Source organism: Streptomyces mexicanus (assembly GCF_902506575.1).
Classification (GTDB): Bacteria; Actinomycetota; Actinomycetes; order Streptomycetales; family Streptomycetaceae; genus Streptomyces; species Streptomyces mexicanus.
This window is the reverse complement of sequence record NZ_LR732544.1, coordinates 4,778,219-4,801,555: the sequence shown is the minus strand read 5'-3', so window position 1 is coordinate 4,801,555 and position 23,337 is coordinate 4,778,219. Positions and strand designations below refer to the sequence as shown.

Annotated in this window: 22 protein-coding genes and 1 tRNA gene; 9 read left to right on the top strand and 14 right to left on the bottom strand. The window is 72.7% G+C overall.

From position 1 onward, the window contains the following. Nucleotides 1-154: 154 nt before the first annotated feature. The gene (locus GV126_RS21600; RefSeq protein WP_159669382.1) at nt 155-808 is read right to left on the bottom strand and encodes an alpha/beta hydrolase family protein; all 654 of its coding nucleotides are present in this window, start codon (nt 806-808) and stop codon (nt 155-157) included. A gap of 1 nt (nt 809) precedes the next feature. Further along, a complete protein-coding gene (locus tag GV126_RS21595) occupies nt 810-1,625 on the bottom strand; it encodes an SOS response-associated peptidase (protein ID WP_159669380.1) in 816 nt (271 codons plus the stop codon). Between the two features lie 50 nt (nt 1,626-1,675). Here GV126_RS21595 and GV126_RS21590 point away from each other — a divergent pair, with 50 nt between their 5' ends. The 4 genes from GV126_RS21590 (at nt 1,676) to GV126_RS21575 (ending at nt 5,395) form a co-directional block, all read left to right on the top strand. After that, nucleotides 1,676-2,398: a M50 family metallopeptidase gene (locus GV126_RS21590; protein ID WP_159669378.1), complete on the top strand. Its 723-nt coding sequence runs from the start codon at nt 1,676-1,678 to the stop codon at nt 2,396-2,398. Nucleotides 2,399-2,589: 191 nt separating this feature from the next. Further along, nucleotides 2,590-3,918, top strand: coding sequence for a 3-phosphoshikimate 1-carboxyvinyltransferase (aroA, locus tag GV126_RS21585; RefSeq protein ID WP_159669376.1), 1,329 nt, complete (start codon nt 2,590-2,592; stop codon nt 3,916-3,918). 17 nt (nt 3,919-3,935) lie between these two features. Further along, nucleotides 3,936-4,946 (top strand): ribosome small subunit-dependent GTPase A, encoded by a 1,011-nt coding sequence (gene rsgA, locus GV126_RS21580; RefSeq protein WP_159669374.1) that lies wholly within the window; start codon nt 3,936-3,938, stop codon nt 4,944-4,946. A 125-nt stretch (nt 4,947-5,071) separates the two neighbouring features. Next, entirely contained in the window at nt 5,072-5,395 is a 324-nt protein-coding gene (locus tag GV126_RS21575) for a DMT family transporter (RefSeq protein WP_159669372.1), read from the top strand. 37 nt (nt 5,396-5,432) lie between these two features. Here GV126_RS21575 and GV126_RS21570 read toward each other — a convergent pair whose 3' ends face one another. Next, entirely contained in the window at nt 5,433-6,041 is a 609-nt protein-coding gene (locus GV126_RS21570) for a TetR/AcrR family transcriptional regulator (protein WP_185947998.1), read from the bottom strand. A 199-nt stretch (nt 6,042-6,240) separates the two neighbouring features. On the opposite strand from GV126_RS21570, the gene hisN reads away from it, so the two are divergent. Further along, the gene (hisN, locus tag GV126_RS21565; protein ID WP_159669368.1) at nt 6,241-7,041 is read left to right on the top strand and encodes a histidinol-phosphatase; all 801 of its coding nucleotides are present in this window, start codon (nt 6,241-6,243) and stop codon (nt 7,039-7,041) included. A 386-nt stretch (nt 7,042-7,427) separates the two neighbouring features. Here the strand turns inward: hisN and GV126_RS21555 are convergent, their stop codons facing one another. After that, nucleotides 7,428-8,879 carry a catalase gene (locus GV126_RS21555; protein WP_159669366.1) on the bottom strand — a complete coding sequence of 484 codons (1,452 nt, stop codon included), beginning with the start codon at nt 8,877-8,879 and terminating at the stop codon, nt 7,428-7,430. Nucleotides 8,880-9,022: 143 nt separating this feature from the next. On the opposite strand from GV126_RS21555, the gene GV126_RS21550 reads away from it, so the two are divergent. Further along, a complete protein-coding gene (locus GV126_RS21550) occupies nt 9,023-9,439 on the top strand; it encodes a Fur family transcriptional regulator (protein WP_028420391.1) in 417 nt (138 codons plus the stop codon). 183 nt (nt 9,440-9,622) lie between these two features. Here GV126_RS21550 and GV126_RS21545 read toward each other — a convergent pair. The 3 genes from GV126_RS21545 to GV126_RS21535 all read right to left on the bottom strand — a co-directional run bounded on the left by GV126_RS21545 (nt 9,623) and on the right by GV126_RS21535 (nt 14,744). Next, a tRNA-Met gene (locus GV126_RS21545) sits at nt 9,623-9,696 on the bottom strand. A gap of 60 nt (nt 9,697-9,756) precedes the next feature. After that, nucleotides 9,757-11,583, bottom strand: a complete 1,827-nt coding sequence (locus GV126_RS21540) for a tetratricopeptide repeat protein (RefSeq protein ID WP_201299862.1) — start codon at nt 11,581-11,583, stop codon at nt 9,757-9,759. A 230-nt stretch (nt 11,584-11,813) separates the two neighbouring features. Beyond that, nucleotides 11,814-14,744: a UPF0182 family membrane protein gene (locus tag GV126_RS21535; RefSeq protein WP_159673957.1), complete on the bottom strand. Its 2,931-nt coding sequence runs from the start codon at nt 14,742-14,744 to the stop codon at nt 11,814-11,816. Nucleotides 14,745-14,940: 196 nt separating this feature from the next. Here GV126_RS21535 and GV126_RS21530 point away from each other — a divergent pair, with 196 nt between their 5' ends. Next, nucleotides 14,941-15,483, top strand: coding sequence for a PPA1309 family protein (locus tag GV126_RS21530; protein ID WP_159669362.1), 543 nt, complete (start codon nt 14,941-14,943; stop codon nt 15,481-15,483). A 163-nt stretch (nt 15,484-15,646) separates the two neighbouring features. Here the strand turns inward: GV126_RS21530 and GV126_RS21525 are convergent, their stop codons facing one another. The 4 genes from GV126_RS21525 to GV126_RS21515 form a co-directional block, all read right to left on the bottom strand. Next, the gene (locus tag GV126_RS21525; protein WP_159669339.1) at nt 15,647-16,738 is read right to left on the bottom strand and encodes a YlbL family protein; all 1,092 of its coding nucleotides are present in this window, start codon (nt 16,736-16,738) and stop codon (nt 15,647-15,649) included. Between the two features lie 63 nt (nt 16,739-16,801). Further along, a complete protein-coding gene (locus tag GV126_RS37210; protein ID WP_268977508.1) occupies nt 16,802-16,933 on the bottom strand; it encodes a hypothetical protein in 132 nt (43 codons plus the stop codon). Nucleotides 16,934-17,141: 208 nt separating this feature from the next. Then, complete coding sequence (locus tag GV126_RS21520; RefSeq protein ID WP_028420396.1) at nt 17,142-17,603, bottom strand: molybdenum cofactor biosynthesis protein MoaE; 462 nt, start codon at nt 17,601-17,603, stop codon at nt 17,142-17,144. 138 nt (nt 17,604-17,741) lie between these two features. After that, nucleotides 17,742-18,854, bottom strand: coding sequence for an SDR family oxidoreductase (locus GV126_RS21515; RefSeq protein WP_159669336.1), 1,113 nt, complete (start codon nt 18,852-18,854; stop codon nt 17,742-17,744). A 192-nt stretch (nt 18,855-19,046) separates the two neighbouring features. Between GV126_RS21515 and GV126_RS21510 the strand changes: the two genes are divergently transcribed. Next, the gene (locus GV126_RS21510; protein WP_159669333.1) at nt 19,047-20,522 is read left to right on the top strand and encodes a zinc-dependent metalloprotease; all 1,476 of its coding nucleotides are present in this window, start codon (nt 19,047-19,049) and stop codon (nt 20,520-20,522) included. Continuing rightward, on the top strand, nt 20,519-21,034 hold the full coding sequence (locus tag GV126_RS21505; protein ID WP_159669329.1) for an NUDIX hydrolase: 516 nt from the start codon (nt 20,519-20,521) through the stop codon (nt 21,032-21,034). The genes GV126_RS21510 and GV126_RS21505 overlap by 4 nt, the downstream gene beginning before the upstream one ends. A 74-nt stretch (nt 21,035-21,108) precedes the next feature. On the opposite strand, the gene GV126_RS21500 is transcribed toward GV126_RS21505, so the two are convergent. The 3 genes from GV126_RS21500 to GV126_RS21490 form a co-directional block, all read right to left on the bottom strand. Continuing rightward, nucleotides 21,109-21,864, bottom strand: coding sequence for an AIM24 family protein (locus GV126_RS21500; protein WP_159669326.1), 756 nt, complete (start codon nt 21,862-21,864; stop codon nt 21,109-21,111). Nucleotides 21,865-21,882: 18 nt separating this feature from the next. After that, nucleotides 21,883-22,563, bottom strand: coding sequence for an AIM24 family protein (locus GV126_RS21495; protein WP_159669323.1), 681 nt, complete (start codon nt 22,561-22,563; stop codon nt 21,883-21,885). Between the two features lie 12 nt (nt 22,564-22,575). Beyond that, on the bottom strand, nt 22,576-23,337 hold a 762-nt coding region (locus GV126_RS21490), incomplete at its 5' end, for an AIM24 family protein (RefSeq protein ID WP_201299861.1).

Sequence of the window (23,337 nt, the reverse complement as noted above, 5' to 3'; positions counted from 1 at the left end):
GTGCAGCACCGTCCAGTCCAGGTCGGCGCTGCGCTTGCGGCTCGGGCAGATGGTCGAACCCATGCGGCGGACTTCCTCTCTACGACTTCGGTGCCGAGGCCTCAGCACTTCCGTCCGCTCACAACAGTGGTCCGCCCCGCGGCATTCCCGCCCGTCACGCGAGTGGCGCAGTCCACTGCACCACCGCGTCGGCGATGATCTCCAGCGCCCGCTCCTGGCTGATCTCCGCCTTCTTCGGCACGGCGAACCCGTGATCGCCGTACGGGACCTCGACCAGACGGAAGTCGCCGTCGGGGAACTCCTGAGGCCTGCCGAAGGGGTCCTTGCCGCCCTGGACGACGAGTGTGGGAACCCCGGTGCCCAGCAGTTCCTCGGCGCGGGACTTCTCCGGCCTGCCCGGCGGGTGCAGCGGGAAGCTCAGCGCGAGCACGGCGTGCGCGCCCAGCTCACGCGCCGTGCGGCAGGCGACCCGCGCCCCGGCGCTGCGCCCGGCGGAGACCACCGGCAGGCCGGGCGCGGCCAGCACGGGCCACACCCCGCGCCATCCGGCGTCCAGGGTCTTCGGCGCGGGCGCCACCTTCTTCCCGGCCACCCGCCAGGGCTGCTCGACCAGGGCCACGCTCACGCCGTGCGCGGGCAGGACGCGGGCGAGGGCCTGCAGGTCGCGGGCCTCGATGCCGCCGCCGGCGCCGTGGCCGGCGGCCAGCACCAGCCGCGCCTTCCGCGCCGGGTGCCAGGTGACACGGGCGGTCCCGGCCCCGGTCTCGACCGTCTCGGTCCCGACCGTCTCGGGCTTGCTGGAGATCATGTCAGAAGAGTGTGCCCTCTTCCGGGGCGGGAAGCTCCTTCAACAGCTCCGGGCCGTTGTTGCGGACGTTGCTGACGGCGGTGGAGACCGGATAGGCGCGCAGCAGGCCGGGCGGCGGCGGGGTGAGCAGGCCGCGCAGCTCCTCCAGGTCCGTGCGGTGCGGGTCCAGCCACGCGTCCCAGCGGTCGGGGGTGAGCATCAGCGGCATGCGCGGGTGGATGTCGGCCAGCGAGCGCGGCCCCTCGGCCGGGGCCACCGCGAGCGGGGTGGTCTCCGCCTCGGTGGTGATCACCGAGCAGGTCACCCACCAGGCCCGCGGATGGTCGTCGGGCAGCGTGCGGTCCCGCCAGAACTCGTACAGCCCGGCCATCGCGAACACCGACCCGTCGGCCGGGGTGACGAAGTACGGCTGCTTGCGCGGCCGCTTCCGCTTCCCCTCGACCTCCAGCTCCCGCTCCTGGACGCCGGTGACCCACTCGTAGTAGCCGTCGGCGGGCACGATGCAGCGGCGGGCGGCGAAGGCCCGCCGGTAGGACGGCTTCTCGTGCACGGTCTCCGCGCGCGCGTTGATCATCCGGGCGGCGCCCTCCGGCGACTTCGCCCAGGAGGGCACGAGCCCCCAGGTCAGCTTGCGCAGCTGCCGAACCGGACGCGGGTCCTCGGCGTCTTTCAGGGGGCGGTCCAGGACGACGTGGACCTCCTTGGTCGGGGCCACGTTGTAGTCGGGCGCCAGGGTCTCCTCCGGCTCCCACTTCTCCACTTCAAAGATTCCTGCGAGATCCTCGGCTCCGCGACTCGCTGCATACCGTCCGCACATGCGTGCCACACTGCCAGACTCCGTACCACCCGAGGGAGCCACCCGCGACCATGGCCAGCACCGCCGCCACCGCGCTGCCCGACCTCTGGGACCGGCTCACCGGTACCCAGCCCGACCCCGAGCTGTGGGTGGTGGTCGCCACCGCGCTCGCCGCGCTGGCCGTCGTGGTCCCGCACACCCTGTGGCGCGTGGCACGCAACGCCATCACCATCGCCCACGAGGGCGGGCACGGCCTGGTGGCGCTGCTCACCGGCCGCACGCTCACCGGCATACAGCTGCACTCCGACACCAGCGGCCTGACCGTCAGCCGCGGCAAGCCCTACGGCCTCGGCATGATCCTCACCGCCGCCGCCGGCTACACCGCTCCGCCGCTGCTGGGCCTGGGCGGCGCGGCGCTGCTGGCCGCCGGGCGGATCACGCTGCTGCTGTGGGCGGCCACGGCGCTGCTGCTGGCCATGCTGGTGATGATCCGCAACGCCTACGGCGTGCTCACGGTGGTCCTCACCGGCGGCACGTTCCTGCTGGTGTCGTGGCTGGCCGGCTCCCAGGTGCAGGCCGCGTTCGCGTACGCCGTGGTGTGGTTCCTGCTGCTGGGCGGGGTGCGGCCGGCCTTCGAGCTGCAGGCCAAGCGGTCCCGGGGCGGGGCCGGGGACTCCGACGCGGACCAGCTGGCGCGGCTGACGCACGTGCCGGCCGGGCTGTGGCTGTTCCTCTTCCACGCGGTGTCGCTGTGCTCGCTGATGGGCGGGGGGCGCTGGCTGCTCGGCGGGTGATCCCCACCGAGTCCGCCGCCGCGCTGCGCCCACCGATGCCGCCGCCGCGGCCCCGGACGCCCACCGTCCGAGGGGTCGGCCGACCGCCGCGTCCGGGCCGGCCGGGGAAGCCGACTGCCGTGGTCCGGCGGGCCGTCGGGACGGCGTACCGAACGGCGGTCCCGTTCACCGCCTCCTTATAGAGTGACCCCATGGCCCCGAACGACACGCACACCGCCCTTTGGCCCGCCCCGCACGCGAGCGGAGCCGTCGACGCGACGGTCCACGTGCCCGGGTCCAAGTCCGTCACCAACCGCGCCCTGGTGCTGGCCGCGCTGGCCTCCGAGCCGGGCTGGCTGCGCCGCCCGCTGCGCTCGCGGGACACGCTGCTGATGGCCGGCGCGCTGCGGGCGATGGGTGTCGGCATCGAGGAGACGGTGTCCTCCGCCACCGGCGCGGGCGCCTCCGGTGAGGCCTGGCGGGTGATCCCGGCGGGCCTGCACGGCCCGGCCACGGTCGACGTGGGCAATGCCGGCACGGTGATGCGGTTCCTGCCGCCGGTGGCCACGCTGGCCGACGGCCCCGTCCGCTTCGACGGCGACCCGCGCTCCTACGAGCGTCCCCTGCACGGCGTGATCGACGCGCTGCGCGCCCTCGGCGCCCGTATCGACGACGACGGCCGCGGCGCGCTGCCGCTGACCGTGCACGGCAGCGGTGCCCTGGACGGCGGCACGGTCGAGATCGACGCCTCCTCGTCCTCCCAGTTCGTCTCCGCCCTGCTGCTGTCCGGCCCGCGCTTCAACCAGGGCGTGGAGGTGCGCCACGTCGGGGCGACGCTGCCGTCCCTGCCGCACATCCGGATGACGGTGGACATGCTGCGCGCGGTCGGCGCCCAGGTCGACACCCCCGAGTCGGGTGGCGAGCCGAACGTGTGGCGGGTGACGCCGGGCGCCCTGCTCGGCCGGGACCTGACCATCGAGCCGGACCTGTCCAACGCGCAGCCGTTCCTGGCGGCGGCCCTGATCACCGGCGGCAAGGTCGTCGTCCCCGACTGGCCGGAGCGCACCACCCAGCCCGGCGACCGGCTGCGGGAGATCTTCACCGAGATGGGCGGCTCCTGCGAACTGACCGACTACGGCCTGGTGTTCACCGGTTCGGGCGCCGTGCACGGCATCGACGTGGACCTGAGCGAGGTCGGCGAGCTGACCCCGGGCATCGCGGCGGTCGCCGCGCTCGCGGACTCCCCCTCGACCCTGCGGGGCGTGGCCCATCTGCGGTTGCACGAGACGGACCGGCTGGCCGCGCTCACCAAGGAGATCAACGAACTCGGCGGCGACGTGACCGAGACGGCCGACGGCCTGCACATCCGCCCGCGCCCGCTGCACGGCGGCGTCTTCCACACCTACGAGGACCACCGCATGGCGACGGCCGGCGCGATCATCGGCCTGGCGGTCGAGGGCGTGAGCATCGAGAACGTGGCGACGACCGCGAAGACCCTGCCGGACTTCCCCGAGCTGTGGGCCGGGATGCTCGGGGCGTAGGACGCGGGGAGCAGGTCATGCGGCGCTACGGCAAGCACACCGACGAGGACGACATCCGCACCCGCCCCGGCCGCCGGGGCACGCGGCCCAGGACGAACATCCGGCCCAAGCACGAGGACGCGGCCCAGGGCATGGTGCTCACCGTGGACCGCGGCCGGCTGACCTGCCTCGTCGACGGCCGCACCGTCATGGCGATGAAGGCCCGCGAGCTGGGCCGCAAGGCGGCCGTCGTGGGCGACCGGGTGGCCCTGGTCGGCGACCTGTCCGGCACGAAGGACACCCTCGCGCGCATCGTCCGCATCGAGAAGCGCACCTCGGTGCTGCGCCGCACGGCCGACGACGACGACCCCTACGAGCGGGTGGTCGTGGCCAACGCCGACCAGCTGGCGATCGTCACCGCGCTCGCCGACCCCGAGCCGCGCCCGCGCCTGATCGACCGCTGCCTGGTGGCCGCGTACGACGGCGGTCTGGAGCCGCTGCTGGTGATGACCAAGTCGGACCTGGCCCCGCCGGACAAGCTCCTGGAGCTGTACGGGGCGCTGGACATCCCCTACGTGGTCACCAGCCGCGAGGAACTGGAGAGCGGCGCGGCGGTCCGGCGGGTGTGCGAGCACCTGGACGGGAAGGTCACGGCGTTCGTCGGCCACTCCGGCGTCGGCAAGACGACCCTGGTCAACGCGCTGGTCGCACAGGACAGGCGACGCGAGACGGGCCACGTGAACGCGGTGACCGGCCGTGGCCGGCACACCACCACCTCGGCGCTGGCCCTGCCCCTCGCGGACGGCGGCGGCTGGGTGGTGGACACCCCCGGGGTCCGGTCCTTCGGGCTGGCCCACATCGACCCCTCCCGGGTCATCCACGCCTTCCCCGACCTGGAGCCCGGCACGCAGGGCTGCCCGCGCGCGTGCAGTCACGACGAGCCGGACTGCGCGCTGGACGCGTGGGTGGCCGAGGGGCACGCGGACCCGGCCCGGCTGTACTCGTTGCGCCGGCTGCTGGCCACCCGGGAGCCAAGGGAGGGCGACTGACGGGGAATCAGGGGCCCGGGCCCCACCGTTGACCTCAGCGTTGTGTGCCCCGGCGGAGGTCAGGTAAGTGCATAATCGCACCGAGCCGGGGCGGCCACGGGGACGGACACACGGGAGGACAGCACATGGCGTGGCTGCTGGTCATCGTCGCGGGAATGCTCGAGACCGGCTTCGCGGTGTGCCTGAAACTCTCCCACGGCTTCACCCGCCTGTGGCCGACCGTCGCCTTCGCCAGTTTCGCCCTCGGCAGCTTCGGCCTGCTGACGCTGTCGCTGCGCCGGCTCGACGTGGGCCCGGCGTACGCGGTGTGGACCGGGATCGGGGCGGCGGGCACCGCGATCTACGGCATGGTGTTCCTCGGGGACCTGGTGTCGACGCTGAAGATCGTGTCGATCACCTTCGTCATCATCGGGGTGATCGGGCTGCAGCTGTCCGGTTCCGCGCACTGACCCGCGGGCCGCTCGCGCCCGTGGACGCCGGACCGGCTCAGGCGGGCCGGTGCCCGGGCAGCACGGCGCGCACCAGCTCGCCCACGCCCCGCTCGCCCGGCGGCGCCGCCACGCAGGACAGCGCCAGGCGGACCACCAGCTCGCAGGCGCCCGCCAGGTCCGCGGTGTCCACCGGGGGCCGGCCGGGGGCGGACAGGGCGGCCACGGCACGGTCGCGGACGAGCGCCAGCAGGTCGGCGGGCGACGGCAGCGGACCGTCGGCCCTGCGCTGCGCGGGCACGGCGGAGACGGACCGCGCCGCGGCCGGCGCCGGGGCCGGCAGCCACTCGCTCCAGCACCCGGTGAGCAGGGCCTTGACCAGCGCGTTGTCCCGGGCCGCCACGATGGTCCACTCGGCGACGGCGGTGAGCCGCTCGTGCGGGTCGCCGGCGGCGGCCAGGGCGCGGTCCACCCCGGCGAGGAAGCCGTCCGCCTCCCTTCTGACCAGCGCCCGCGCCAGACCGTCCTTGCCGCCGAACTCGTTGTAGAGCGTCTGCCGCGAGATGCCGGCCGCGGCGGCGACGTCCACCATCCGTACCGCGGACCACGGCCGACGGGCCAGCGCCGTGTACGCGGCCTCCAGCAGGGATTCCCGCGCTGCAGGCATCATCGCCTCCCCGGGGCGAGCGACTCTGCCGGACAGGTTTGACGCGCCCCGCGGCACTGTCAAGGGTGTGCGCGGCGCACCCGCGGCAGCGCGCTCCGGCGGCGCGGCGCACCCCGGCACTGCGCGCTCCGGGTGTTCGCCGCCGACGCACCCGGCCCCCTGTGGCCCCGGGCGTCCCGGGAGGGCTACCGTTCACTGCATGCCGGACTACCTCGACGACCTGCGCCTGGCCCACGTCCTCGCCGACGCGGCCGACGCCGCCACGATGGACCGCTTCAAGGCTCTCGACCTGAAGGTCGAGACGAAACCGGACATGACGCCGGTGAGCGAGGCGGACAAGGCGGCGGAGGAGCTGATCCGCGGCCAGTTGCAGCGCGCCCGCCCGCGCGACGCGATCCTGGGCGAGGAGTACGGCGTCGAGGGCACCGGCCCGCGCCGCTGGGTGATCGACCCGATCGACGGCACCAAGAACTACGTGCGCGGCGTGCCGGTGTGGGCCACGCTCATCTCCCTGATGGAGGCGGGCGAGGGCGGCTACCAGCCGGTCGTCGGCGTGGTCTCCGCGCCCGCGCTGGGCCGCCGCTGGTGGGCGGCGAAGGGCCACGGGGCGTTCTCCGGGCGCAGCCTGTCGCAGGCCACCCGGCTGCAGGTCTCCCGCGTGGCGAAGCTCGCGGACGCCTCCTTCGCGTACTCCTCGCTCAGCGGCTGGGAGGAGCAGGGGCGCCTGGCGGGCTTCCTGGACCTGACCCGCCAGGTGTGGCGCACCCGCGCCTACGGTGACTTCTGGCCCTACATGATGGTCGCCGAGGGCTCGATCGACCTGTGCGCCGAGCCGGAGCTGTCGCTGTGGGACATGGCCGCGAACGCGATCGTGGTGACCGAGGCGGGCGGCACCTTCACCGGCCTGGACGGCCGCCCCGGCCCGCACAGCGGCAACGCGGTCGCCTCCAACGGCCTGCTGCACGACGAGCTGCTGGAGTACCTCAACCGGCGGCCGTGAGCCGCCGCCCGGCACCCGAGAGCCGTCGTCGAGCCGCCCTTATCTGCCGTACTCGTCGAGCCCTCCTCACCTGCCCTACCTGCCGGGCACCGGCCCCGTGCCCGCCTGAGCGCATGCGGGCGGGCCCGCCCCCCCCCCCCCGCCCCCCCCCCCCCCCCCCCCCCCCGGCCCCCCCCCCGCGCCCCCCCCCCCCGCGCGCCCGCCCCCCCCCCCGCCGCCTCGCCCACCCCGGCGCCCCCGCCCCGGCCCCCCCGCCCCCCCCGCCCCCCCCCCCCCCCCCCCCCCCGCCGGCCCCCCCCCCCCCCCCCGCGGGGGGGGGGGGGGGCGGGCGGGCCGCGGGGGGGGCCCCCGCCCCGCCGCTTCCGGCAAGGGTCCAGTGCCGGAGATCAGCCGCGCAGGGCCTCGACCGCGGCCTGCAGCCGCTTGCCGAAGTCGGCGTCCGCCTGGCGGAAGTTGTTGACCGCGCGCTCGATGATGTCCTCGCGCGTGACCTGGGAGAGGGCACCCGCCAGGTTGTCGATCAGGCGGTCCTTCTCCTCGTCCGTCATCAGCCGGTAGAGGTTGCCGGCCTGGACGAAGTCGTCGTCCTCGGCGTGCAGCGGCGCCCGGTGGTCGCCGGTGACGCCGGAGACCGGGATCGGCTGCCACAGCGCCCGGTCGGTCTGGGCCGGGCCGCCGAAGCTGTTCGGCTCGTAGTTCTTCGCGCCGCCGTGCCGGCCGTCGTAGAGGAAGCCGTCGCGGGAGTAGGTGCGCGCCTCGGTGGCGTGCGGACGGTTCACCGGCAGGTGGTCGGCGTTGATGCCGACGCGGTAGCGGTGGGCGTCGCCGTAGGCGAACAGGCGGCCCTGGAGCATCTTGTCCGGGGACGGGCCGATGCCGGGCACGAAGTGCGCCGGGGAGAAGATCGACTGCTCGACCTCGGCGAAGATGTTCTGCGGGTTGCGGTTCAGCTCCAGCTTGCCGATCTCGACCAGCGGGTAGTCGCCGTGCGGCCAGACCTTGGTCAGGTCGAACGGGTTGAAGCGGTAGGTCGCCGCCTCGGCCGCGGGCATGATCTGGACGTAGACGGTCCAGGAGGGGTACTCCCCGCGCTCGATCGCCTCGCGCAGGTCGCGCTGGTGGGAGTCGGGGTCCTCACCGGCGAGCTTGTTGGCCTCCTGCTGGGTGAGGCACTTGATGCCCTGGTCGGTCTTGAAGTGGTACTTGACCCAGAAGACCTCGCCGGCCTCGTTGTTCCACTGGAAGGTGTGCGAGCCGAAGCCGTCCATGTGGCGGTACGACGCCGGAATGCCGCGGTCACCGAACAGCCAGGTCACCTGGTGCGTGGACTCCGGCGACAGGCTCCAGAAGTCCCAGACGTTGTCCGGCTCGGTGGAGCCGGTGTACGGGTCGCGCTTCTGGGTGTGGATGAAGTCGGGGAACTTGATCGCGTCCCGGATGAAGAACACCGGGGTGTTGTTGCCGACGAGGTCGTAGTTGCCCTCCTCGGTGTAGAACTTCACCGCGAAGCCGCGCGGGTCGCGCACCGCGTCCGCCGCACCGAGGTTGCCGGCCACGGTCGAGAAGCGCAGGAAGACCTCGGTCTGCTTGCCGACCTCGGAGAGGAACTTCGCCCGGGTGTACGGGGTGACGTCGGCGGTGACGGTGAAGGTGCCGTAGGCGCCGGCGCCGCGGGCGTGCACCACGCGCTCCGGAATGCGCTCGCGGTTGAAGTGGGCGAGCTTCTCCAGCAGGAGCTGGTCCTGGACGAGAACCGGGCCGCCCGCGCCCGCGGTCTCGCTGTTCTGGTTGTCGGCCACCGGTGCACCGGCTTCCGTAGTGAGCGGTCCCTGCGTCACGTCGCCTCCTGCGGCATACCTGTCTGATCCTGTCGCTTGGCCAAAGCCGTTCTCGATCCTACAATAGACAATGTCTAAGTCAAGCAGAGCTCCAAAGTCACACTTGTTCGGGATCTATTCCCCTGGCTGCTAGGCTGGTGCGTATGAGCGACCTTCTGGAACGGCTGCGCGGACGCGGATGGCGGATGACCGCGCAGCGACGCGTCGTGGCCGAGGTCCTGGACGGCGAGCACGTCCACCTCACCGCCGACGAGGTCCATGCGCGGGCGGTGGCCAAGCTGCCCGAGATCTCCCGCGCCACCGTCTACAACACGCTGGGCGAGCTGGTCTCCCTCGGCGAGGTCATCGAGGTCACCACCGACAAGCGCGCCAAGCGGTACGACCCGAACGCCCACCGGCCGCACCACCACCTGGTCTGCGCCGGCTGCGGCGCGATCCGCGACGTCCATCCGAGCGGCAACCCGCTGGCCGACCTGCCCGACTCGGAGCGCTTCGGGTTCACGGTCTCCGACGTCGAGGTGACCTACCGCGGCCTCTGCCCGAACTGCGCCTCGGCGTGACGCACGCCTGACAGCCCCGGCACCGCAGGGTGCCGGGGCTTTGTGCTGCCCGAGCGCGGGCGGGTGCCAAGCTCATGCACACGTGGGCGCGCTGCCCGTGCCCAGGGCAGAGCGAGGAGCCGACCGGACCCGAAAACACCGAGGGCCGGAATCCTTGATCGGATTCCGGCCCTCGGCCTTCAGTAGCGGGGACAGGATTTGAACCTGCGACCTCTGGGTTATGAGCCCAGCGAGCTACCGAGCTGCTCCACCCCGCGTCGGTGAATAGAACACTACGTGACGGACGGGGAAAGAAGCAAATCGCTTCTCCCGGAGCGTCACGCCGACAGCTCCTCCCGCAGCGCGTCCCGCAGCCGCGCCGCCCGCTGAGCGACCTCTCTGGGCCCGAGCGCCGCCGCCCGGTCCGCCCACCGCTGCCCCTCCGACAGCTCGCCGCGGCGCGCGTGGACGAGGGCCAGCCGCAGCGCCGCCCGCCCGTGCCCGGCCTCGGCGGCCCGCGTCCACCACACCACCGCCTCCGGCTCGCTGCCCTCGCGCGCGAGCAGCAGCCCCAGGTTGAAGGCGCCGTTGCGGGAGCCGGCCTCCGCGGCGGCCCGGTACCAGCGGGCCGCCTCCACCACGTCGCCGCGGGCCGCGGCCAGCATGCCCACCCGCACCTGCGCCCGACGGTGCCCCTGGCCGGCCGCCCGCTCGTACCACTCCTCGCACTCGGTCTTCTCCTGCACCGGCGCCCCCAGCTCGTGGGCCGGCGCCGGCGGCCGCCGCGCGTCGAGCAGGGTCGCCAGCCGGTACGCGGCCTCCGCGCTGCCGCCGCCGGCCGCGCACCGCAGGTGCCGCTCGGCCGCCTGCTCGTCGCCGGCCCGCAGCCGGGCCATCCCCACCTGCAGGGCCGCCTCGGTGTGCCCGGCGGCGGCCGCCCGCTCGTACCACCGCAGGGCCTCCTGCTCCTGGCCGCGCCCGGAGTAGAGGATGCCGAGGTTGAACGCGGCGTCCACGCTGCCGCCCTCCGCGGCCTTGGAGAACCACGGCTCGGCACCGCTCGTGTCCCCGCCCTGGAGCAGCAGCACGGCCAGCGCGTTCGCCGCCTCCCGGTGGCCGGCGTAGGCCGCGCGCCGGTACCACTGCTCGGCCTGCGCGGTGCGCCCCTGCTCGGCGCAGAGCAGGCCGAGGTTGTAGGCGCCGTTGATGTCGCCGGCGTCCAGCGCCGCCCGGTACCAGCGCTCGGCGGTCTGCGGCTCGCCGCGCTCGGCGTGCAGCGCGCCCAGGGCGTTGGCGGCGTTGCCGTCGCCGTCCTGGGCGGCCCGCAGCCACCACATGGCCGCGCTCTCGGTGTCCCCGGCGTCCCGCAGCAGGAACCCCAGCGCGCAGGCGGCGCGCGCCTCGCCGTCCTTGGCGGAGGTCAGGTACCAGCGGCCGGCCTCCTTCAGCTCGCCGCGCTTCTCCAGGATCGCGCCCAGGTGCAGCGCGGCCCGGCGGTGGCCGCGTGCGGCGGCCTGCCGGTACCACTGTTCGGCCTCGGCCTGCGGCCCGTCGGCGCCGTCCGCGGCGGACTCGCGGGCCGCGCGCTGGTCCAGTGCGCGGGCCAGCCGGTAGGCCGCCTCGCGGTGCCCGTGCTCGGCGGCGACCCGCATCCAGCGCTCGGCACCGGCGTCCCCGCGGTGCTCCAGCAGGTCGGCGAGCGCGTAGGCGCCGAGGACGTGGCCCTGCTCGGCGGACTGGCGCAGCCAGTACTCGGCGGCGGGCTCGTCGCCGCGCTCGCGGTGGTACCGGCCGAGCGCGTGCGCCGCCGCGGCGGAGCCGGCGACGGCGGCGATCCGCCACCAGCCGGCCGCCTCGTCGGCGTATCCGCGCTGGTGGAGGAGGACTCCCAGGTTGTTGGCGGCGGCCCGGTCACCGGCCGCGGTGGCGGCGCGCAGATGGGGTTCGGCTCCGTCCAGGTCGCCGCGGCGCAGCAGCATCGCGCCGAGGACGCTCATCGCCTCGACGTCACCGGCCTCGGCGGCCAGGCGCCGGCGTGCCAGCTCGGCGACCTCGTCGGCGGCGGCACCGGTCTCGTCCGGGGTGGTGCTGGTGATCTCCTCCGGTGCGGCCTGCGCAAATCGCCCTGTCTCGAACAGAGTTACCTTGTCCCCCATAACGTTCATCGTCGCACCACCTGCAACCCGGGTACACCTGGTATACCGCAGCCAGTGAGGTCACTTCAGCGTTTTGTCGACATGCCCACAGAGAGATAAGTCAAACACAGATCGCCCAACTCCCCACGGCGGCACGGCGGTACCACACGGCGGCACATGCGTTCGCACGTCACCGTGCGCACACGGCGAAGGCCCGGGTCCCGCCGGAGGGACCCGGGCCTCGCTCGCGTCCGCGGCGGTCAGCCGCCGCTCTTCTCGCCGGTCTTGGCGCCCTTGTCGCCGTTCTTGCCGCTGCCGCTGCTCTGCCGCTGGGCCTGCGCGTCCTCGGCCTTCTTGAGCGCTTCCTGCAACGCCTTCTGGGCCCTGCCGTAGGCCTCCCAGTCGATCGGCGACTTCTGCAGAGCGGCCTGGCCGTCGTCATAGGCCTTCTGGGCGTCCTTCAGGGCCTGTTCGACCGTCGGGTCGCCCGCTCCCGCACCCGGCGGGTTCGTGGTGCCGGTGTCGGGCGGGGGCGCCGAGCCGGGCGCTCCGAAGACCTTGTCCAGCGCCTGGTCGAGGCTGTTCTCGAAGGCGGTGGTGCCACCGTAGGTGACCAGGACCTTCCGCATCAGCGGGTACTTGAGCTGACCGCCGCGTACGTAGACCGGCTCCACGTAGAGCAGTCCTCCGTCGAGCGGGATGGTCAGCAGATTGCCGTACTCGATCTCCGAGTCGCCGTTTCTGACCTGCCGGACGAAATCGGTGATGTTCTCCTGCGAGTTGGAGTTGAACTGGCTCTGGACCTGCTTGGGGCCGTCGGCCGTCGTGCTCGTGCGCAGTTTCAGGATTCTGATCTGGCCGTAGTCGGGTGTGCCCGCCTGCGAGTCGACCGCCATGAAGGCGCTGAGGTTGTCCCGGCCGTTCGGCGTGAACGTCGTCGTCAGCGAGAACGCCTGGGACTTCTGGTCGGGCATCTTCATCGTCAGGTAGTACGGCGGCACCGCGCTGCCCGACTTGTTCGTCGGGTCGTCCGGCACCTGCCACACCTCGCTGCCGCTGAGGAAGGTCTGCGCGTCCTGCACGTGGTAGCGGGTGAGCAGCTCGCGCTGCACCTTGAACAGGTCCTGCGGGTAGCGCAGATGGGACATCAGGTCCGAGGAGATGGCCGACTTCGGCTCCACCGTGCCGGGGAACGCCTTCATCCAGGTCTTCAGGACCGGGTCCTCGGTGTCCCACTGGTACAGCTTGACCTCGCCGGTGTAGGCGTCCACGGTCGCCTTCACCGAGTTGCGGATGTAGTTGACCTGGTTCTGCTGGGCCACCACCGAGCGCGAGTCGTTGGCGGCGGTGAGCGAGTCCGCCGTCGTGTCGCCGAGGGTCGTACGGGAGGCGTACGGGTAGCCGTTCGTGGTGGTGTAGGCGTCGACGATCCACTGGATGCGGTGGTTCACCACCGCCGGGTAGGCGTCGCCGTCGATGGTCAGCCAGGGCGCCACCGCCTCGACGCGCTCCTTGGGCGTGCGGTTGTACAGGATCCGCGAGCCGTCGCCGATGGCGCCGGAGTAGAGGATCTGCGGTTCGCCGAACGCCAGCGCGTAGGCGGCCCGGTTGAGCGGGCTGGACAGGCTGACGCCGCTCTTGCCCCGGTAACTGGTGGTCTTCTCGCCGTCGTTGTCGGAGTAGTCGATCTCCTTCTGGGGACCGCCGACGATCGAGTACGTGGTGGTCTTCTCGCCGTAGTACACCCGCTGCTGGTACGTCCCGAGGTCGCCGGAGGGCGGCAGGTCGGACTCGGTGAACACCGGCTCGCCGTTGTCGGCGGCGGTGCCCTTGGCGGCGACGACGCCGAAGCCGTGGGTGTAGCGGAAGTGGTTGTTGATCCAGTTCTTCTTCGGGATGCCGGCCAGGTTCAGCTCGCGCAGGCCGACGACCGTGTCCTGGACCGTGCCGTCCTTGGCGGGGTAGCGGTCGACGTCCAGGTTGTTGGGGAACGTGTAGTAGTTCCGGATCTGCTGGAGCTGCTGGAACGTCGGCGAGACGATGTTCGGGTCGAGGATGCGGATGCTCGCGGTCTTGTCGACATCGTCGCGCAGCGTCGACTTGTCCTTGGTGGTGCTGGTGCCGGCGTAGTCCGTCACCTTCGCGTCGTCGATGCCGTACGCCGCGCGCGTCGCCTCGATGTTCTTGGCGACGTACGGGGCCTCCTTGGCCTGCTCGTTGGGCTGGACCTGGAACTTCTGCACGATCGCCGGGTACAGGCCGCCGATGAGGATCGCGGAGAGCACCATCAGGCCGAAGCCGATGACGGGCAGCTGCCAGGTGCGCCGCCACAGGGTGGCGAAGAACAGCAGCGCGCAGATGACCGCGATGCAGAACAGGATCGTCTTTGCGGGCAGATAGGCGTTGGCGTCGACGTAGCGCAGGCCGGTCCAGTTGCCCGTGGCCTTGAAGTCGCTGGACTTCACCGCCAGGCCGTACCGGTCCAGCCAGTACGCGACGGCCTTGAGAGCGACGAACACGCCGAGCAGCACCGACAGGTGACCGGTCGCCGCGGCGGTGGCGCGGGTGCCGGGCGAGGTCAGGCGCAGCCCGCCGTAGAGGTAGTGGGTGAGCGCGGCGGCGATCAGGGACAGCACCGCCGCGGCGAAGCCGAAGCCGAGCAGGAACCGGTACCAGGGCAGGTCGAAGGCGTAGAAGGAGACGTCGAGGTGGAACTGCGGGTCCTTCTGGTGGAACGGCACGGCGTTGACCCACATCAGCCAGGTCCGCCACTGGCCGGCCGCGGAGGCACCCGCGATCAGGCCCACCAGGGCGGTGATCCCGCACAGCAGCCACTTCTTGTACGGCGCGACCCCCATCCGGTAGCGGTCGAGGTTCTGCTGCTCCGTGGACATGGCGCTGAGCGGGGGCCGCAGCCGGTGCGCGAGCCAGACGTTGAAGCCGACGGCCGCCGCCATGAGCAGGCCGAAGACGAAGAACAGCCCGATCTTGGTCCACAGCGTGGTGGTGAACACCGACGAGTAGTGCACCGACCGGTACCACAACCAGTCCGTCCAGAAGCCGGCGAACATCGTGAACACCATGCCGAGCACGGCCAGCGCGCCCAGCGTCATCAGCAGGGCGCGGGCGCGCCGGGACGGGCGGCCGACTCTCATCCGCGGCCCGGACGGGCCCGACCCGCGGTCCGGCATCTGGAAAGCCAAGGGTGCACCTCGAAGTTCGCTGTTGATTCGCTGGCTGGTTCGCTGTCGGTTCGCCGGACCGCCTCAGGCCCCTGTGGCCGCGGACCGTGCGGTGGGCCCGGTCGTCGCCGGCCCACACCTATGCAACTTACTCACGGCATACGCGGTTCCCGGTTCCGGGCAGGAACGAGGCAGGATTGTGACCATGTCCAACACTCCCATGGCAGCGAGCCCGCTCACCCGGGCCGTACTCGAGATCGACGAGTACGCCTCCGGCCTCGGCTGGGACCAGCCCGCTCGCCTCTTCGCCCTCGTAGACACCGCGCGGCTGCGGACCCAGGAACCCGCCCTCGCGGCCCAGCTCGGCCTGGAGGACGAGCAGCAGACCTCCGGTCTCACCCCGATCGAGCAGGACGAGATCCCGTCGGACCAGCCGCTCGACGAGTTCCTCGCCACGATCGCCTGGCCCGACGCGGTGACCGGGTGCGCGCTGACCGTGGAGCGCCTGATGCTGCCGCCGTCCGCGGAGGCCGAGGTTCCGCAGGACCTGGGCGAGGCGGAGCTGGCGAAGTGGGTGGCCGGCCACCCCGAGCGCCAGGAGGTCCGCATGACGGTGGCGGTCCTGCGGGACGGCGCCCGCGAGTCGGCGCTGCGGCTGCGCGAGAAGGACTCCCCCACGGAGGTCCTCACGGGCTCCGATCTGGTGCCGGGCCTGGCGGAGGCGCTGGCGGCGACCTTCGAGGACTGAGCGGCGCCCGCCGCGGACCCGCGGCGCTCCGGCGCCGGGACGCGCACCGGCCGCGCGCGCCGCTCGGATCCGCGCGGCCGGTGCGCCCGGAGCCGGGTCCGTCCGGCCGGGGCGCACGGCCGGGTGCGGCGCGCGGCCGGGTGCGGCGCGCGGCCGGATGCGGCTATCGCGTGCACTTCGGCAGGGCGCCGGTGTTCCCCGAGCGGATGTCCTTCAGGGCGGCGAGGGCGTCGTGGATCGTGCCGACCTTGACCAGGGTGAGCCCCGAGGGGGTGTCCTTGGCGGCGGCCGCGCAGTTGTCGGCGGGGGTGAGGAAGTACCGGGCGCCCTGGTCGCGCGCGCCGACGGTCTTCATCTCCACGCCGCCGATCGGGCCGACCTTCCCGTCGTCGTCGATCGTCCCGGTGCCGGCCACGAACTTCCCGCCGGTCAGGCTGCCCGGGGTGAGCTTGTCGTAGATGCCCAGGGCGAACATCAGTCCGGCGCTGGGTCCGCCGACGTCGGCGAGCTTGATGTCGATGTCGAACGGGAACGTGTGATCGGTTCCGGCGGAGATCCCGACGACGGCGCGCTCGGCGCCGGTGTCGTGGGACCGCGCGGTCGTGATCGTGACGTCCTTGGTCGCCGTCGCCGTCCTGTGCTGCTTCTCCGCGGCGGCCTGGTCCTTGGCGGGGACGATGGTGAAGACGACGTCCTGGCCGGGCTTGTGCCGGGTGACCAGCTTGGCGACGTCCGAGGGCTGCTTGACCGCGGTGCCGTCCACGGCCTTGATCACGTCACCGGCGTGCAGCCTGCCCTGGGCTGGGCTGCCCTTGACGACGGTGGAGACGATCACCCACGACGTCACCGGGATGCCGAGTTCCTTCAGGGCCGCGACCTTGGCGCTCTCCTGGGACTGGCTGAACTCCTCGGCGTTCTCCTGGCTGGACTGCTCCTCGGTCTGGCCGTCGGGGTAGAGCGTGTCGTGCGGGACGACCTTGTCGTCGTGCGCCAGCCAGCCGTAGACCGCCTCGACCAGGTTCATCCGGTAGTCGGCGCTGGTCACCCGGACCGTCGTCATGTTCAGATGACCGTCGGTCGGGTAGGTCCGATGCCCGGAGATCTGCAGGACCGGCTCGCCACCGTGCTCACCCAGCGTGTTGACCGTCGGCCCCGGAGACATCTCCGCGTAGGGCACGGGGAGGAACACCCCCGCGCACAGGAGCGCGATCAGCATCAGGGTGGAGGCGAGCATCGTCGCGGTGCGGCGTGGCATGTCTCGACAGTACGGGACGGGTGTGTCGGCCCACCGTCAGGGCCGCTCGTCCGTCCACCGGTCTCATGTGCGGGACGTGGAGCGCTCCATGGCCTCGCGGAAGCGGGCGTAGCCGTCCAGCTCGGGGCCGTCGCCGCGCACCGTGCGGGTGCGGTTGGCCCATATCCCCCACAGTCCGGCGCCTATCGCAGCCATCAGCGGAATCAGCAACCAGGCGAGCGCCGCCATGCCGTCCTCCCAGCCCCATGCGAGCCCCTTCGGGCGACCGCAACCGAGTGATCAGCAGATTAACCATCCGCAGTGACAACGGTCCGGTCAGGGGGGCGGTTACGCAACCGCAAAAGCGGCGGGAGGGCGCCGCGTGGGGCGGACCGGCGGGCTCGACGCCGCTCGGCGCCGGAACTCAGCAGGCTCCGACCCATTCCTCCGTCCCGTCGGAGAACCTCTGGTGCTTCCAGATCGGCACCTCGTGCTTGAGGTCGTCGATCAGCTTGCGGCAGGCCGCGAACGCCTCCGCGCGGTGCGGGCAGGACACTCCCACGACGACCGCGAGGTCCCCGACCCGCAGATCCCCCACACGGTGCACGGCGGCCAGCGCCCGCACGGGGTACTCCGCGACCACCTTCTCGGCGATCCGCCGCATCTCGGCCTCCGCGCTGGGGTGGCAGGAGTACCCCAGTGCGTCGACGTCGGCGCCCCCGTCGTGGTTGCGCACCGTGCCCACGAAGAGCGCGGTGCCGCCGGCGGCGTCGTCCCCGACGGCCTGGAAGACCTCGTCCAGCGACAGCGCGGTCTCCCGGACCGCGATCAGCTTGATGGGATCGTCGGCGGTGCGCTCGCCGGGGTGATCGTTGGTGGGTGCCATACGCCCATCGTGCCGCACGCCCCTACGGGCGCGGAATAGCGTCATCGCCCGGCACGCGCGCGTGCGCGTTTGGAGCCTCCTACAGGAGACCGCCCGCGCCGCCCGGCGGTTCCCCGGCAGCCCGTCCCGGGGCCGCTCTCAGATGCGCCGGCGTGCCTTGCGGGCCCGGCGCACCACGGCCGCCGCGCCCAGCAGCGCGACCGTCGCCCCGGCGGCCCCGGCCGCCGTCGCGTCCTTGCGTCCCAGCCGCCGTCCGGCCACCGTGTGCCGCCCGGCGACCTCCTCCAGCAGCTGGGCCAGCACCTCCTCGTTGGTCCACTTCGGCCGCCATCCCGCGTCGTGCAGGCGGCTGCCGCTGACCACCCACGGGTACATCGTGTAGGCCAGGTCACCGGCCGGGGAGGGGGTGAGCCCGATGCGGTGCAGGCGGGCCGCCGCGCCGAGGGCGACCGCCGACGGCAGTTCCATCCGCCGGATCCCGCTCAGCTCCTCGACCTCCTCCTGCTCCAGCCAGCCGTCGCAGCCGACGGCCAGCTCCCCGTCGACCTTCTCCAGCACGGCGTACTCCAGCGCGCTGCACAGGTCCTCGACGTGGCAGAACTGCCAGGCGGGCCGCGACCCCGCCACGACCAGCAGCCGCGGGGACTCGAAGTACCTGGTCAGCGCCGTGTCGGTGCCGCCGACCAGCACGGCGGGGCGGACCACGGTGACGTTCAGGCCGGGGTGCGCCCGCGGGGCGCGCCGGGCCAGCCGTTCGATCTCCAGCAGGTCGCCCACCCCGGTCGCCTCCGCGGTGGCCCGCAGCTCGGCGTCCTCCGCCAGCGGGAGCTCGTTGTCGGGCAGCGCGCCGTAGACCATCGCGGAGGTGCACAGCACCACCCGGTGCACCCCGGCCGCGGCCGCGGCGGTCAGCACCGTCTGGGTACCGCGGACGTTGTAGGCGCTGCGGGCGGCCGGGTCGGTCTCCAGGTCCAGGTCGAGCGCCAGGTGGACGACGACGTCGGCGCCGCGCAGCCTGTCGGCGATCGCCGGGTCCCGCACGTCCAGGACGTGCCAGCGCGCCGCCGCGCACTCCCCGCGCCGCTCGTCGATGGCGACGACCTGCCCGACCTCGTCACTGGCGGCCAGTCGCTCGGTGAGCAGCGCGCCGACGCCGCTCGCGGCTCCGGTGACCGCGACGACGGGCCCGCGCACGGCGGAGGTGCTTTCATGGTTTCGCGCTGCGCGAACCTGCGGATCTGGGGAACTCACCGGGCGTCTCCAGCGGTTGTCTTCCATACGGGCGCGAATGACGCGTACGTACCAGGTGGCATCCATCCTGCCGCAGGCGCTGTGTCGGCGAAGCACCGAGGCCCTATCGGGCCGGGGTGTCTACGCTGGGTGGTGTTGTCGGGCAGCCGCGCCGCCGGAAAGAACCGGTGGCCTTACCAGCCGAGGAATCCCGTGAGTGACACCCCATTCGGATTCGGCCTTCCGCCGGAGGAGCCGGAGAACGGCGACGAGGGCAAGAAGAAGGACCAGCAGAGCGGTGGTGGGCAGGGACCGGCCAATCCGTTCGGCTTCGGCGGCCTGCCCGGAGCCGGAGGCTTTGGCGGCCCCGGCGCCGACAATCCGCTCGCTGCCATGTTCGGGTCGCTGAACCCCACCGACCTGGGAGCGGCCTTCCAGCAGCTCGGCCAGATGCTCTCCTACGAGGGCGGCCCGGTGAACTGGGACATGGCCAAGCAGATCGCCCGCCAGACGGTCGCCCAGGGCACCTCGGACGGCACCAAGGACGCCAGCGTCGGCCCCGCCGAGCGCACGGCCGTCCAGGACGCCGTCCGCCTGGCGGACCTGTGGCTGGACGACGTGACGTCCCTGCCGTCCGGCGCCGCCTCCGCGGTGGCGTGGTCCCGGGCGGAGTGGGTCGAGGCGACCCTGCCCGCCTGGCAGGAGCTGGTCGACCCGGTCGCCGAGCGGGTCGGCACCGCCATGGGCGAGGTGCTGCCCGAGGAGATGCAGGCCATGGCCGGCCCGCTGATCGGCATGATGCGCTCCATGGGCGGCGCCATGTTCGGCACGCAGATCGGCCAGGCCGTCGGCGTGCTGGCCGGCGAGGTCGTCGGCTCCACCGACATCGGCCTGCCGCTCGGCCCGGCCGGCAAGGCCGCGCTGCTGCCGGTGAACATCGAGGCGTTCGGCAAGGACCTGGGCGTGCCGCAGGAGGAGGTGCGGCTGTACCTCGCCCTGCGCGAGGCCGCCCACCAGCGCCTGTTCGCGCACGTGCCGTGGCTGCGCTCGCACCTGTTCGGCGCGGTCGACGGGTACGCGCGCGGGATCAAGGTCGACACCGCCAAGCTGGAGGACGTGGTCGGCCGGTTCGACCCGCAGAACCCCGAGCAGCTGCAGGACGCGCTGCAGCAGGGCATGTTCCAGCCGGAGGACACCCCGGAGCAGAAGGCGGCCCTGGCCCGTCTGGAGACCGCTCTGGCGCTCGTCGAGGGCTGGGTGGACGCGGTGGTGCACGCCGCCGCCAAGCCGCGTCTGTCGTCCGCGGACGCGCTGCGCGAGACGCTGCGCCGCCGGCGGGCCTCCGGTGGCCCGGCCGAGCAGACGTTCGCGACGCTGATCGGTCTGGAGCTGCGCCCGCGCCGTCTGCGGGACGCCTCCCGGCTGTGGGCCTCGCTGGCCGACGCGCGCGGGGTCGAGGGCCGCGACGGCCTGTGGGCGCACCCGGACATGCTGCCCACGGCCGCGGACCTGGACGACCCGGACGGCTTCGTGCACCGCGAGCAGCTGGACTTCTCCGAGCTGGACAAGATGCTCGGCGAGGCGGCGCGCGGCTCCGCGCCGAAGCCGGACCTGCACAAGCACGACGAGCGCGAGCAGGGCGAACGCGACGAGAAGGACGGCGACGGCAAGGGCGACGGCGCCGAGTGAGCCTTCACGACGACGCGGTCCTCGTCCTGAAGGGGTACGGGGACCAGGAGGAGCTGCGCGGGACCTATCTGGAGCACCTGGCGGCGCATCCGGACGGCCTGTGGAAGTCCTGCGCCGAGGGGCACATCACCGCCAGCGCCCTGGTGGTCGATCCCGAGCGCGGCCGGGTGCTGCTGACCCTGCACCGGAAGCTGCGCATGTGGCTGCAGATGGGCGGCCACTGCGAGCGGCAGGACGCCACACTGGCACAGGCCGCGTTGCGCGAGGCGACGGAGGAGTCGGGCATCGCGGGGCTGACCCTGCTGCCCGGTGGCCCGGTCCGCCTGGACCGGCACCACACGCCGTGCGCCTGGCACCTGGACGTGCAGTACGCCGCCGTCGCCCCGCCCGGGGCCGTGGAGGCCATCAGCGACGAGTCGCTGGACCTGCGCTGGTTCGCCTACGACGAGGTGCCCGGCGTGGCGGACAAGTCGGTCGTGCGGCTGACGGAGGCCACGCGCGCCAGGCTGTGACGAGGTGACCGGTAAGGGGCGACCGCAAGGGCGGCCGCCCCTTACGCGTGCTCGGCTCCGGACGGTGCCCGGCCTCAGCTCCAGACGTTGCCCTGGTTCTGGCCCCGCGCCCCCTGCGCGCCCATGCCGAACTGCGCGGCCAGGCCCTGGCCGATCACCGCGTTCTGCGGCGGCAGCAGCTCGCTGGGTTGAACGAGCGCGTAGCCGCTGCCCATGAAGCTCAGCTCCCAGCCCTCACCGGTGCTGCCCCGGCGCCGCCACACCCCCGAGGAGTGCGTCTGGGCCTGCATCTGCACCCGCAGGCCGGTCGACCAGGCGACGATCGCATCGGCGTCGCAGCTGACGTACCTGTCCGGGGTGACCTGCATCAGCAGCGGCGCCCCGGAGGTCATCAGGGCGACCTTGCCGCGTCCGGTGATGTTCAGCTGGTACTTCCCCGAGCCGGAGATGCCGTACATGCTGTCCACGGCGATCACCTCGTGGTGCAGCGAGGAGTCCATCGCCAGCACATAGCCGCTGTCGACGGTCAGGCCGTCCTGTTCCACGTCCATGATGTGGACGTACTGGGCGAGGTTGGCGAGGTAGACGGTGCCCTGCCCGTGGCAGCGCATCAGGTCCAGGCCCTCGCCGGTGCGCGCCCGCGCGTAGGCCTGGCCGGTGCTCTGGTACTCGGCGTCGAACTCGATCAGGCCCTGGTAGGCGACCATGGTGCCCTTGCGGGCGAGGACGTCGTCGTGGCCCTCCAGGGTGACCCGGAGCATCTGCTTGTTCTGCAGGCTCCAGCGCTCCGGCGTCTGGACGTCGTTGAAGGCGAAAAGCGGGCTCTGCATGGTGTCGTCCTCTTCCCCTCAGCCCCGGACCCGCAGGCGGTCGGTGCTGTCCTCGCTGGGCTGCACGACGACGATGCCCTGGCCGGAGAAGGCCATCTGGTACGCCTCGCCGCTGCCCCGGCCGATCAGGGACTGCGCCTTGAAGCTGCGCTTGCCCTTGACCTTCAGGTTCGGGGACCAGGCGACGAGCGCGTCCGGGTCGACGTAGGTCTCGTCCTCGCCGCTGCCGCAGTCGACCACGATCGGCTCACCGCGGGAGGTGAGGGCGACCCAGCCCTGCCCGGAGATCTTCGTGTTCCACAGGCCCTGCCCGGCGAACTTGGCCAGCCCCTTGACCCGTTCGACGCCCCACTGCAGGCTCGCGTCGAAGGCCAGCAGGTTGGTGGCGTTGACCGAGATCGCGTCGCCGCCCAGGTTGACGACGACGACGTTCGCGCCGTAGTCGGCGAGGTAGAGCAGGCCGTCGCCGGAGCACTTCATCAGGGGGGCGCCCTCGCCGGTGATCCAGTCGCGGGCGATCTGGCGCACGGCCGGCGGGTTGGGCTCGTACTGGATGAATCCTTCGTAGGCGACCATCGAGCCCACGCGCGCGTAGAGGTCGTTTCCGGTCTGCAGGGCCACCTTCAGCATGTGGCTGCCGTGGTTCTCCATGCGGGCGGTGACGGGTGCGGGGGCGTAGCCCGCGAGCGGCTGGTTCATGACGGGCTCCCGTTAGACCTCGTAGGGCTGGACGACGACGAAGTTGCCGGGCGCCGCCCGGAACTGCAGGTTGACGCCCTCTCCGGTGTGGCCCGGGTAGGCGTTGCGACGCATGCGCACCTGGCTGGAGACGATGACCTGGGCGGCCGCGGACCAGGCGACGACGGCGTTGGAGTCGACGAACGTCGTCGGGGTCACGGGCAGCACGACGGGCGTGCCGTGCGTCTTGACGACGATGGTGCCGGTGCCCTGGAACTGCAGGGTGAACAGGGCACCGCCGGGGATGCCGTGCCCCTCGATGCGGCGCACCTCGTGGTGCAGGCTCTCGTCGAAGGCGAGCACGCTGTTGGCGGAGACGCAGATCGCGTCACCCTGCAGTTCGATCGGGTGCAGGTGGGTGGCGTCCTCGGCGAGGAACACCTGGCCCTGGCCGGTGCAGCGCATCAGCTGCATCTCCTGGCCGGTGGCGTTGCCCACGACGCGTCCGGCGAAGCCGGCGCCCTTGTAGCTGAAGTCGACCTTGCCCTGGTAGAGCACCATGCTGCCCTGCCGGGCCAGCACGGGCTGCCCGCCCGTGCCGAGGTCGACGCGGATCAGCTTGCTGTTCTGCAGGGTCCAGCGCTGCCCGGTGGGCGTCTCCTTGAACCGCTGCAGCGCGGCGCCCACCCCCGCGCCCTGCGGGGCGCCGTGCGGGACTGCCTGGGGTGCGCCGTAGGGGGCGGCGGCCTGGGGTGCGCCCGGGGCCTGCCCGAACGGCGGCTGCTGCCCGTAGCC